Genomic DNA, 11,955 nt, shown 5'->3' on the forward strand with positions numbered 1-11,955 from the left:
GCCTTGCAATGACTCGTCTCACCGGGCTTCAAATGCCAGCGCCTCGTAGAGATTGACGGTATGGTTCTTGATGCGGCGCAGGGCGATGGCCATGTCGCTGAAGATGAGCGCCGACAAGGCACCGCAGGAGCCGGTCTTCATGCGGTCCAGGTGGGCATCGCGCATGGTGTCGGCCATCTCGTTGAGCCGGTTGGCGGCCTCCCGCACGGCGCTCTTGCTGCCGCTGTCCTCGCCGTGGAGAGTTTTTGCCACCAGAATAAAGAATGCAAAAACCCTGGCGTGGAAATTCTCCAAATCCTTCCAGGCCTCTTTGCTGAAATCGAGGTCGTTCTTTTCCAGTCGCTTCAAGTAGGCGACCAGAGAGGCCGCGTAGTCGGTAATCGATTCCAGTTCGTCGGCGGCGCGAATGTAGGCATAGGCCCGATCCGCCTGCTCCAGGCCGGCCTGGCCGGCTTGCATCAGGGAGACGGTGAAGGTGGTGATTTCCTTCTGCATGATATCCGTCTCTTCCTCGATGGCTTTTACTTTCTGGCAAAACCGCTCCCGGCCCTTCAAATCCGGCTGCAGCAGGCTGCCGACATGGCGCAGGGCCTTGTGGACGCGCTTCTGCATCCCTTTGAGTTCCTCATGAACCATTGAAACGCCCATGGCCACCGGCATGCTGCCGGGGGGACCGAAGTATTTGAACGGTCCTTTTCCCTTCTCGCCGGTCTCCGGTACGATTTTAACGACCACCTTTTCCAAGTATTGAAGAAAGGGCAACATGATGAGGGTTGCCGTAATATTGAACAGCGAGTGGCCGAAGGCGATATGGGCGGCGATGTAAGGCCGGCTTCCTTCCTGATTCACGTAATCGGCCGCTCCGGGGACAACCGTCTCGATCAGGCCGATGAAGGGGGCAAAAACCGCGAGGACGATAAGGACTCCCAAAAGATTGAACATGGTGTGGGCCATGGCGGCCCGCCGGGCGGTGAAGGTGCTGCCGAGGGCGGCAAGTTGGGCGGTAATGGTCGTACCGATATTCTCACCCAGAACCAGGGCCACGGCGGTCTGCATGGGGATGGCGCCGGTGGCGGCGAGGGCGATGGTGATGCCGAGCATGGCCGAACTGCTCTGAATGACCATGGTCATCAGGCAACCGATGGCGACGCAGCCAAGCAGGCTCGGCAGCGAGCGGGCATCGAGGAGGAGCATCAGGTTTTTGAACCCCTCCGCATCGCGCAGTGGCTTGAACGCCCCGCTCATGATTTCCAGACCGAAAAAGATCATGCCCAGGGCGACCACAACCTTGGCGATGCCCGAGATGCGTTCATTTTTTACAAAGAGCATGGGGAAGATGGCCAGGCCGACCAGCAGCAGGCCGTATTTGCCGATATTGACCGCTAGAATCCAGCCGGTGATGGTGGTGCCGATGTTGGCACCCAGAATCACACCGATGGCCTGGCTGAGTTGCATCAGGCCGGCGTTGGTGAGGCCGACGACCATGACCGTGGTGATGGAGGAGGATTGGACGAAGGCGGTGACGCTCAAGCCGACCAGCACCGCTAAAATGCGATTGGTGGTAACGGAAGCGATGGCTTTGCGGATCAGCCCTCCGGACAGCATCTGCAGGCTTTCCGACAGGAATTTCATCCCGAGGATGAAAATGCCGAGGCCGCCCAGGACCGTATAGCCCATCTTGAATGGTTCAATCATGGTGTCGATCTCCCACGGAGGAGGGTATCAAGGTGCCATCGCCACGGCGAATTTGCGCGCATAGTAATACGCTTGATGACTTTTGAGCGCAAGTATTTTTAGACGGAGTTTGCAGCGCCGGCAAGGTTAGTGTCCCGTTTCCGGCCCGTGAAAGTTGCCATGGCCCTTGTCGGTGGTCAAACCGCCGGTAACGACGAAGCCCATGGCCCGGTGGGTGGACATGTCGATGGGGGTGATGCGGGAGCGCGGCACGATGACCGTGTAGCCGCCGATCTGGTAGCTGAGGGGCAGGTAGACGGCTACCTCGCCGTCGCTGCCGATGCCTTGCGGCAAGCCATGAAAATCACTGCGGGTCACGAACCCGATCATGCGCATGGGCAGGCCGCCGAATTCCAGATCGAGTGCCACCACCTGGTTGAATTGGGTTTCCCGCTTGGTGGCGAAAAAGCCGACAAAATCCTTCAGGGAACCGTACAGGGTTTTCACCAGGGGGATGCGGTTCATGAGGGATTCGCTCAAATCGAACATTCTGCGGACCAAAAAAGCGTTGAGCAGGATGCCGAGCACCAAGGTGCCGGCCAGTCCCACCAGCAATCCCATGCCGGGCAGATACCAGCCTTCCGGCAGCAGGATTTCCAGAAACGACCCCAGGACCATTTCCGCCGAACGCACCAGCCAGTAAAGAATATAGATGGTCAATAGGGCCGGCAGCATGGCTACCAGGCCTTGAAACATGATCTTGCCGATACCTTTGAACATGATGGGCGGACTCCGAAATGGGGAAATGGGTCACTTTTTTGACAGACGATAAGCCGGACGGATGGAAACCCGGCGCAGCAGGTTGGCGTTGGCCACCACGGACACGGAACTGGTCGCCATGGCAATTTCCGCCAGGACCGGATGCAGCATGCCGGCAATGGCCAGGGGGATCATGACGATATTGTAGAAAAAGGCCCAAAACAGGCCCTGGACCACCTTGCGGTAGGTGGCGCGGGAGAGCTTGAAGGCGCCGATAACGCCGTCCAGGTCGCCTCGCACCAGGGTGATGTCCGCCGCTTCGATGGCGATGTCCGTGCCGGTGCCGATGGCGATGCCGACATCGGCCTGGGTCAGGGCCGGGGCGTCGTTGATGCCGTCGCCGACCATGGCCACCAGGCCGCTGCCACGGGCCTGCAACTGCTTGATCTGATTCAGCTTGTCTTCGGGAAGGACTTCGGCCAGCACCTGATCGATGCCGACCTGGGCGGCGATGGTACGGGCCGTGCGGCGATTATCCCCGGTCAGCATGATGGTTTCCAGCCCCAGTTCCTTCAGTTCGCGCACGGCCGCCACCGCTTCCGGCTTCAGGGTGTCGGCCAGAGCGACGAGGCCCAGGAGGTCGCCGTCGACGGCCACCAGCATGGCGGTTTTGCCGTCGTTTTCAAGGCGCTGCATGCGGTCTTCGGCCTGGTCCGTGGCGATGCCGTTTTGGTTCAGGAAGGCGCGCCGTCCCACCAGCACGGTTCGGGATTCCACCCGGCCGCGTACGCCCTGGCCGCGCACGGCGGCAAACTCCGCCACTGCGGCCAAGGTCAGGTTCCGCTCCCGGGCGCCGCGCACCAGGGCCTTGCCGAGGGGGTGCTCGCTGCCCTGTTCGACGGCGGCGGCCCAGCGCAGCAGGGCGGTTTCGCCATCCGGTTCCTGTGCCAGGTCGCCGATGGGCAGCAGGTCGGTGACTTCCGGCAGGCCGCGGGTCAGAGTGCCGGTTTTGTCGAACACCACCATGCGGACGTCGCGCATGGCCTGGATGGCTTCGCCGGAGCGTATCAGAATGCCGTTTTCGGCGCCGATGCCGCTGCCGACCATGAGGGCCGTGGGCGTGGCCAGACCCAGGGCGCAGGGGCAGGCGATGACCAGCACGGAGACGGCGGCGATGAGAGCCAGGGTGAAGCTGTTCAGGTGCAGGTTGACCCAGGGCAGAAAGGCGCCGCTCCAGGCCAGCAGGGGCTGCAGGAAGCCGGGGAAAATGAGCCAGGCGGCAAAGGTCAGTACGGCCAGCACCACGATGATGGGTACGAAGACGGCGGTGACGCGGTCCGCGAAAGCCTGGATGGGAACTTTGGTGGTCTGGGCCTGTTCCACCAGGCGGATGACCTGGGCCAGAAAGGTGTCCTTGCCGACCCGGGTTGCTTCCACCACCAGCAGGCCGTCCTGGTTGATGGTGGCGCCGATGACGTTGTCGCCGGGCCCGCGATTCACCGGCATGGATTCCCCCGTGGCCATGGATTCGTCCACGGCGCTCTGGCCCTCGAGGACGCGGCCGTCCGTCGGAATCTGTTCCCCGGGCCGGACCACCATCTGGTCGCCGGGCACAACTTCGGCCACGGGAATTTCCAGTTCTTCGCCGTCCCGACGGACCCGGGCGGATTTGGCCCCCAGTTCCAGCAGCTTGCGGATGGCTTGGGAGGCCCGCCCCTTGGCACGGGCTTCGACATAGCGGCCGGTCAGGTGAAAGGCCATGATCATGGCGGCGATGCCGGCGTAGTTGGGCACGTGCAGGAGGAAATGGGCCGGTCCGGTGATGAAGGACGCGCCGGCACCCAGGGCGATGAGGGTGTCCATGTTGGGGGCGCCGTGGCGGGCGGAACGCCAGGCCGCCATAAAGGTCTTGCGACCGGCCCAGAACAGCACCGGGACCGCCAACAGGATCATGCCCAGATGCATGACCGTCATGCTCGGCCAGACGATGCCGAACACCATGTCGGGAATCATCCAGAGGATCAAAGGCAGGGTGAAGGCCCAGGCCAGCAGCATGGCGTGAAGCGCCTGGCGGTGAGCCAGGGCCTCCCGCGTTTCGGCCTCCTGGTCGATGGTCGGGGAGTCATCCAGAGCCCGGTACTGGAAGCCGATCTCCCGCAGCGCCCGGCGGAAATCGTCCACCTGCGCCAATCCCGGAACATGGCGCACGCCGGCCCGGGCGGTGGCGAGATTGACCTGGGCTTCCAGCACCCCGGGCAGTTGGCGCAGGGCTTTTTCGACCCGCGCCACGCAACTGGCGCAGTGCATGCCGTTGACCTCGAACTGCAGGCGTTGCTCCGGCACGTGGTAGCCGGCCGCCCGTACCGCGGCGATGAGATCGTTCAAAGTGGCCTGCTCGCCATCAAAACGGATGGCGGCGCGCTCTCCGGCCAGGTTGACTGCGGCGTCCGACACACCGGGAACCTTGAGCAGGGCCTGGCGAACATGATGGACACATGAGGCGCAGGTCATGCCGCCGATGGGTAGCTGGATCTGTTCCACACTCATGGAGCCACCCCGAACCAGTCGCGCAACCATTGACGCATGGTGGCGATTTCATCCTTTTGGGCACGGATGATCTCCGCCGCCAGGTCCTTCAGGTCGGCATTTTTGGCCAACTGCAGAGCTTCCCCGGCCATGGCGATGGCCCCTTCATGGTGGGAGATCATGGCTTCGAGGAAGCGTTGCTCATAGGGGCGCCCGTCCTCGGGGGCAACGGCCATGGCGCCCATGTCCATGGCCAGTCCCGAGGTCATCGGCAGATCCGGGAACAGCTGCCGACGCAGTTCGGTCATGAACTCGATTTCGGATTGTTGGGTATCGATGATCGCCCCGGCCATGGTCAGCAGTTCAGGGCGTCGGGTTTGATTCTGCAGAGCCCTGGCCATCTCGACGGCGCCCTGATGATGCCCAATCATGCTGTCGATGAAGAGGGCATCGTAGGGCAATCCGCTTTGCACCCGGGGCGGATGGTGGGCGTGATCGTTTTGGGCGAAGGCCGTGTTGGAGAGGGACAGGGCGGTCAGAAATGCCAGCAGGCAGCCGGCCAGCAGGGGCGGCAGGGGCATCGGGCGCATGGACGAATCCTTTCGGCAGGGAAGGGAGAACTCGGCACGCTTGGGGCCGGACCGGTTCAATTGAAACGCGATGTGCGAACTATGATAATACTACCGGATTTTTTCCAAAACCAGCAATTAGATGCCACGTGCCGGCTGGGGACTTGGTTGAAGGTACAGGATCAGGCGTCCTAAGCGATACGTTGTCATGCAGGGGATGCAAGGGAGCGATTGGGGGAAAGACCGGATTGGAAATCCGCCGGGCCGGGCGGCTGCAACAGCTGGCGGCACAATATTTGGTGGCCAAGGGGCACGGCATGCCGTGCCCCTTCAAACTCAATCCTTTAAAACTTTCAGTACCTGCCGAACTCCCCATCATCCAGGGCGATCAGTTCGGCCGGATCCGGCAGTGCTGCAAGGCGGGCCGGTTGGCCGGCCGCGCCGTTGGCGGTGGCCAAGGTCGGCAGGGCGTCGAATTGCCGGCTGCCTGTTACGGCCGAAGACCGGTGTTGCCGGCCGGACTTGACCTGAAAACGGCGCAGCATCTGCCGCAGATGTTCGGCCTGGCCGGACAGTTCTTCCGCCGCCGCGGCGCTTTCCTCGGCATTGGCGGTGGTCTGCTGGGTCACCGATTCAATTTGCCCCAGCCCCTTGCTGACTTCTTCCAGACCCGCCGCCTGTTCCTTGGACGCTGCGGCAATATCGGCCACCAGGTCGGAAACCTTGGCGGCGCCGGTCACGATATCCTTCAGGGCCGCGGCGGTCTTGTCGGCAATTTCCGCGCCCCGTGCCGTGCGGCGCCCCGACTCTTCGATCAACTCTTCCGTTTCCTTGGCCGCCTTGGCGCTCCGGGCGGCCAGGTTGCGCACCTCCTCGGCCACCACGGCGAAACCTTTGCCGTGCTGCCCGGCCCGCGCCGCCTCCACGGCGGCATTCAGGGCCAGCAGGTTAGTCTGAAACGCGATTTCATCGATAACCTTGATGATCTTGGTAATGCTGTCCGCCGATTGATTGATGTCCGCCATGGCTTCGACCATGCCGGACATCAGCCGGTTGCCCTCGGACGCGTTCTGTTGGGCGCTGCCGGAAAGGGCATTGGCCTGCAGGGCGTTATCCGCGTTGTGCTTGGTCTGGGAAGCCAGTTCCGCCATGGCGGCGGAAATTTCCTCCAGGGAAGCGGCCGATTCCGTCGCCCCCTGGGAAAGGGTCTGGCTGCCGTCGGCCACCTGGGTGCTGCCGGCGGCAATCTGTTCACCGGCAAGTTGCAGTTGGGTGACCAGGTCGCTCAGGCCGGCGACCATCTGCCGCAGAGCCTTGCCCAGGACATCCCGCTCGGAAGCCAGTTGGACCTCGATGGTCAGATCGCCTGCGGCAATTTTCTGGGCCGCCTGGACCTTTTCCTCCAGGCCGTCGGCCATGCGGTCCAGGGCCTTGGCCAGGGTGCCGATTTCGTCATCGCGGTTCAGGCGCAGGCGGCGGCTGACATCGCCGGCCATGATGTCTTCGGCCAGGGCGACGCCCTGCCTCAGGGCCTTGACGATGGAATCGGACACCAGGTACAGGCCGATGCCGACGCCGGCCAGGGTGAACAGGCCGGCCAGCAGGCTGATCCAGCGGATACCGGCCAGGGGCGCGAAGATATCGTCGAAATCGGCTCCGGCCGCGACGATCCAGCCGGTATTGGACACTTCCTTGAAGACCACCTGTTTGGGCACCCCCTGCCAGGCGTAGGTCAGCATGCCGCTTTTGGTGCGCAGCATTTCCTGGCCCCAATCCGTGTCGCCGATGGACTTGGTGAAAATGTTTTCCTGCTGGGGGTGGGCCAGGAAGCGGCCGCCGGAATCCACCAGGTAGGCGTAGCCGTGGTCGCCGATGCGGGCCGGGGCGATGAAGTGGCTGGCGATGTAGGTCAACTTTACGGCCCCCAAGCTGACCCCGACCGTTTGTCCATCGCGCTGGATGGGCTGGGCGATGATGAGGGCCGGCTGGCCCGTAGCCCGGCTCTGCACCAGTTCCCTGGCGGCGGAGCCCTGCATGGCGGTCTGGAAGTATTGCCGGTCGTGGATGCGCAGTGTTCCGATCTGGGCGGGGTCCGTGGCGGCAATGGCGGTGCCGGTGGCGTCGGTGATGGCGAGGAACTCAAACTGCTCGGGATAATCGGCCAGCATCTGCAGCAGGGCATCGTTGGCGGCATCCACCTGCCTGCCCGAGGCGCCTGTCCCTGCCTCCAGCAGGTCGCGGACCACATTGCGGCCGGACAGGGTTTTGAAGGTTCGCTGCAGATCCCCGAGGTAGCTGTCGATTTGTGTGGCGATGCCGGTGGCGCTGATGTTCATCTGGCCGCGCAGGGCCGTCTGCAGGGCATTGCGGGCGCTGCGATAGGACACCAGGCCGGATGCGGACAGGCACACCAGGATGATCAAGGCTGTAGGCAATAACAATTTCTGGCGCAGGTTGAGTTTCACGAAGTTTCCTCCTAGCAGGGGTGAGGGAAAAGAACCTTGGCAGCGAAAAAATAAAATAAAAAAACACCCATTCCGAGGATCGGAAGGGTGCTGCAGGGAACGAAAATAGGTCGGTAGTGGTGGTTCGGCATCATTCGGTAACCCGGCCATCGCTTTACAGGATCCGTGGCTTTGCGTCCCCGGGTCACCCCGGGTTTGCTCTTGTCGTGATTGTCAAGGATATGCTTATAGAAAAAAAATTATTTGTCAACAATTCTAATTTTTCAACCGCACTTTTTTTTGGCGCCGGGCGACAGGAGAATGTTGCCACGGAAAAGACAGGTAGTTTATCCGCTTGGGCGGATGGCTTGGGGACAGGCAGGATTTGCTGAAGGGCGGTTCGGCAGGCGGTCCGAGCCGCCATCAGTCGCGCGGAAAGTGCTCCAGGCCGAGATTGAGGTAGATCTGGCGGGTGGCGTCGGAATGATTGAGGGTATAGAAATGGATGCCGCGCACCTGGTTGTCCAGGAGGTCCCGGCACTGTTCCGTGGCCCAGTGGATGCCGATGCGGCGGATGGCTTCGGGATCCTTCTGGCAGCGCTGGACGGCGCGCAGCAGGGAGGCGGGAAAACGGGCGCCGGCGGCCAGTTCCGCCATGCGTTGCATGCCTTCGAAGGTGGCGATGGGCATGATGCCGGCAATGATGGGAATGCGAATTCCGGCCAGTTCGCAGCGCTCGCGGAAGTCGTAGAAATCCCGGTTGTCGAAAAACAGCTGGGTGCAGATGTAATCGGCGCCTTCGTCCACCTTGGCTTTCAGGTGATCCATTTCCAGCAACCGGTTGGGGGTGCCGGGGTGTCCTTCGGGAAAGCCGGCGACGCCGATGCCGAAGCCGCGCCGGTCGGGATGCATGCCGCCTTCATTGAAGCGGCGGATGAAGCGGACCAGGTCGGCGGCATGGGGAAAGGCATCCCGGGAGCGATCGTAAATGCCTGCCTCCGGGGGCGGATCGCCGGCCAGAGCGAGAATGTTGCTGATGCCCGCGGCGGCATAGCGCTCCAGGATGCGCTGGATTTCCGCTTCACTGCTGCAGACGCAGGTCAGATGGGGAATGGGATCGAGGCTGGTCTGGTCGTGAATGCGCATGACCAGGTCGTGGGTGCGTTCCCGGGTCGAACCGCCGGCCCCGTAGGTGACGGAGGTGAAATGGGGCTGCAGGGCTTCCAGTTGCCGGATGGACTCGTAGAGGTGCGAGGCCGCCTTGTCCGTTTTGGGCGGAAAGAACTCAAAGGAGAAGGTGGTGGCGTGGCGGGCGAAGATATCTTGGATATGCATGCTGAAAATCCGTGGTCAGAGCCAAAGCTTGTTTTGTGAACGACGTTGCCGGTTGCGAAAGCGGCTTTCGCCGCCTCAGCGGAAATAGGCTTCCGTCACGTAGCGTCGCATCATGAAATGGGTGTTGAAATAATAGGCGTTCTTGCCGATGGCGTTTTTCATGACGCGGATCCAGCCCGGGCGATCCTGATAATACAGGGGCAGGATGACCTTTTCCAGTTTCTGGTACAGATCGTGGGCATCTTGTTCCGAATGGTTCTGGGTGATGGAAGGTCCGTCGGGCGGCGGGCCGATGGACCAGCCGGTCACGCCTTCGATGTGGCCTTCGATCCACCAGCCATCCAGCACGCTGAAGTTCGGCACTCCGTTGAGGGCCGCTTTCATGCCGCTGGTGCCGGAGGCTTCGAGGGGGCGCAGGGGATTGTTGAGCCACAGGTCGACGCCGGGAATCAGGCGGCCGGCCACATCCATGTTGTAGTCGCTCAGGTAGACCATGGGAATCTGGTCGCTGTAGCGCTGGATGTGCTGGACGATGTTGTGGATCAGTTCCTTGCCTTCCTGGTCTCGAGGATGGGCCTTGCCGCCGAAGACGATCTGGAGGCGGCCCTTGGCGATGGCCAGGAGCCGATCCATGTCCCGGAAGATGAGATCGCCGCGCTTGTAGGTTGCGGCCCGGCGCGCAAAGCCGATGGTCAACAGGTCCGGATTCAGGGCGGTGCCGGTGGTTTCCTCGATGTACTGGAACAGGTAGGCCTTGGCGCCACAGTGGGCTTCCCAGATTTCTTCGTCCGGGATGCTGTCCACCCGCACCAGCATTTCCGGCTCGGTGCCCCAACTTGGGAGGTAGTGGTTGAACAGGTTGACGAAATAGGGGGACGCCCAGGTAAAAGGGTGGATGCCGTTGGTGATGGCGTGGATCTCGAAGCCGGGAAACAGGGCCTGGGAGACTTCGCCATGTTTTTTGGCCACCCCGTTGGTGAAACTGCTGAGATTCATGGCCAGTCGGGTCATGTTGAGATGGTCCTGGCCGCCCAGTTCCTTGAGCAGTGAGATGGGTGTTTCATGGCCCAGGATGCGCTCCACCAGGTCGTAGGAGAACTGGTCGTGCCCGGCTTCCACCGGCGTATGGGTGGTGAACACGCATTGCACCGTCACTTTGCGCACATCCCAGGAGGCGCGCTCATCCCAGGTGTCCTCCACCGGACGCCGGGTGCGATTCAACAGTTCCAGGGTCAGCAGGCTGGCATGACCTTCGTTCATGTGGTATTTGCGCACCCGGAAGCCGAGTTGGGAGAGCAGGCGGGCGCCACCCATGCCGAGGACGATTTCCTGTTTCAGGCGATAGGCCTGATCGCCGCCGTACAGGACATCCGTGATGCGGCGGTCTTCGGGGGCGTTGCCGGGGATGTCCGTATCCAAAAACAGCACCGGGATCTCGCCGCCGGTCGGGCTTTTGACCCGGTACAGCCAGGCCTGAACCTTGACGTCGCGGCCTTCGATGCTGACCAGCGCCTTGTTCGGCAGGCATTCCAGAACGGTTTCCGGGCTCCAGGTGCTGGGTTCTTCCTGCTGCCAGCCTTCCCGGTCGAGGCGTTGGTTGAAATACCCCTGTCGATGTACCAGGGTCACGGCGACCATGGGCAGCTTCAGGTCGGCGGCGGTCTTGATGGTGTCGCCGGCCAGCACGCCGAGACCGCCGCTGTAGGTGGGAATGTCCGCCGTCAGGCCGATCTCCATGGAAAAATAGGCAATGCGCGGCTCGGTTAGGTAGGACTTCCAGTCGCTCATGACGGCCAGTTCTCGCTTGAAAGGTGTTGTTTTTCCCGGGCAAAAGGCCTTGCGCCCCCATCCCGAGGGCGCCCCGGGACCCCTTGGCGGCAGTTAGCATTGCCAAGCCGGATCCGGTCGGAGCACGACGGAAACAGGTGTGGCTCCTAGCTTATACGAAAACCGTCGGGGGTCAATGGGGATGTTGGTCTCAGATGTAATACATCAGGTGTTCATCGGACTCGCGCTTGAAACCCATGTCATCGGCCCGGTTGCAGAGGGTCTGCAGGGTGATGGAGCTATAGTAATCGCCCAGAATCTCCGCCGCTTCCTGCCAGACGGTCTGGGTGACGCATTGACCGGCCAGGTTGCAGCCTTTACCGCTTTTGGGTTTCGGCGCCGTGCAACTGACCAGCAGCGTATCCCCTTCGGCAGCGGCAACGATATCCTTGACGGTAATCTGATCCGGCTTGCGAGCCAGGAAATAACCGCCTTGAGGGCCTTTTTTGCTTTTCAGGATGCCGGCCTTCTTAAAGGATTGGAAAATCTGTTCCAGGTAGCGGGGGGAAATATCCTGCCGACGGGAAATATCCTTGACCTGAGTCGGCTGAGTCCCGGCATTGTAGGCCATGTCGAACAATGCGCGCAGGCCGTAACGGCTTTTGGTTGACAGTCGCACAGCGGACCTCCCGGTGGTGCAAGAGTGAAACCTGATGGAAAAAGTCGATAAAATCCTGACCCTGATTGTGTTATATCCGCACTGATAAGTCAAGCTTCTGCAGCGCGGCGAAACCTGAGGGTGTCTTGTCCCCGCGCATTCCCCACGAGCCGCGGTCACGAATCGGGGTTTTATTCGTCGCCCAAATAACGTATTCTAACCC

Annotated in this window: 8 protein-coding genes and 1 riboswitch; all 8 genes read right to left on the reverse strand. The window is 61.8% G+C overall.

From position 1 onward, the window contains the following. Positions 1 to 18 precede the first annotated feature (18 nt). The 8 genes from JQN68_RS09365 to JQN68_RS09400 all read right to left on the reverse strand — a co-directional run bounded on the left by JQN68_RS09365 (position 19) and on the right by JQN68_RS09400 (position 11,753). Positions 19 to 1,695, reverse strand: a complete 1,677-nt coding sequence (locus JQN68_RS09365) for a Na/Pi cotransporter family protein (RefSeq protein WP_249621138.1) — start codon at positions 1,693 to 1,695, stop codon at positions 19 to 21. Positions 1,696 to 1,821: 126 nt separating this feature from the next. Then, the gene (locus JQN68_RS09370) at positions 1,822 to 2,454 is read right to left on the reverse strand and encodes a DUF502 domain-containing protein (protein ID WP_225073531.1); all 633 of its coding nucleotides are present in this window, start codon (positions 2,452 to 2,454) and stop codon (positions 1,822 to 1,824) included. Between the two features lie 30 nt (positions 2,455 to 2,484). Beyond that, a complete protein-coding gene (locus tag JQN68_RS09375; protein ID WP_249621139.1) occupies positions 2,485 to 4,980 on the reverse strand; it encodes a heavy metal translocating P-type ATPase in 2,496 nt (831 codons plus the stop codon). After that, the gene (locus JQN68_RS09380; RefSeq protein WP_225073533.1) at positions 4,977 to 5,549 is read right to left on the reverse strand and encodes a DUF305 domain-containing protein; all 573 of its coding nucleotides are present in this window, start codon (positions 5,547 to 5,549) and stop codon (positions 4,977 to 4,979) included. The genes JQN68_RS09375 and JQN68_RS09380 overlap by 4 nt, the downstream gene beginning before the upstream one ends. Positions 5,550 to 5,881: 332 nt before the next feature. Next, complete coding sequence (locus tag JQN68_RS09385; RefSeq protein WP_225073534.1) at positions 5,882 to 7,993, reverse strand: methyl-accepting chemotaxis protein; 2,112 nt, start codon at positions 7,991 to 7,993, stop codon at positions 5,882 to 5,884. Between the two features lie 133 nt (positions 7,994 to 8,126). Further along, positions 8,127 to 8,203, reverse strand: a riboswitch (cyclic di-GMP riboswitch). Between the two features lie 192 nt (positions 8,204 to 8,395). After that, the gene (gene metF, locus JQN68_RS09390) at positions 8,396 to 9,307 is read right to left on the reverse strand and encodes a methylenetetrahydrofolate reductase [NAD(P)H] (RefSeq protein ID WP_225073535.1); all 912 of its coding nucleotides are present in this window, start codon (positions 9,305 to 9,307) and stop codon (positions 8,396 to 8,398) included. Between the two features lie 75 nt (positions 9,308 to 9,382). Further along, the gene (gene glgP / locus JQN68_RS09395) at positions 9,383 to 11,095 is read right to left on the reverse strand and encodes an alpha-glucan family phosphorylase (protein WP_225073536.1); all 1,713 of its coding nucleotides are present in this window, start codon (positions 11,093 to 11,095) and stop codon (positions 9,383 to 9,385) included. A 190-nt stretch (positions 11,096 to 11,285) separates the two neighbouring features. Next, positions 11,286 to 11,753 carry an RrF2 family transcriptional regulator gene (locus JQN68_RS09400; RefSeq protein WP_225073537.1) on the reverse strand — a complete coding sequence of 156 codons (468 nt, stop codon included), beginning with the start codon at positions 11,751 to 11,753 and terminating at the stop codon, positions 11,286 to 11,288. Positions 11,754 to 11,955: the final 202 nt, after the last annotated feature.

The sequence above is a fragment of the Desulfuromonas sp. CSMB_57 genome, from assembly GCF_020194955.2.
Lineage (GTDB): Bacteria > Desulfobacterota > Desulfuromonadia > Desulfuromonadales > Syntrophotaleaceae > JAFCIY02.

Bases quoted from the DNA above. Each gene is read 5' to 3' on its own strand.
- JQN68_RS09365 (WP_249621138.1), bottom strand. From the start codon at position 1,695: ATGATTGAACCATTCAAGATGGGCTATACGGTCCTGGGCGGCCTCGGC.
- JQN68_RS09370 (WP_225073531.1), bottom strand. From the start codon at position 2,454: ATGTTCAAAGGTATCGGCAAGATCATGTTTCAAGGCCTGGTAGCCATG.
- JQN68_RS09375 (WP_249621139.1), bottom strand. From the start codon at position 4,980: ATGAGTGTGGAACAGATCCAGCTACCCATCGGCGGCATGACCTGCGCC.
- JQN68_RS09380 (WP_225073533.1), bottom strand. From the start codon at position 5,549: ATGCGCCCGATGCCCCTGCCGCCCCTGCTGGCCGGCTGCCTGCTGGCA.
- metF (WP_225073535.1), bottom strand. From the start codon at position 9,307: ATGCATATCCAAGATATCTTCGCCCGCCACGCCACCACCTTCTCCTTT.
- glgP (WP_225073536.1), bottom strand. From the start codon at position 11,095: ATGAGCGACTGGAAGTCCTACCTAACCGAGCCGCGCATTGCCTATTTT.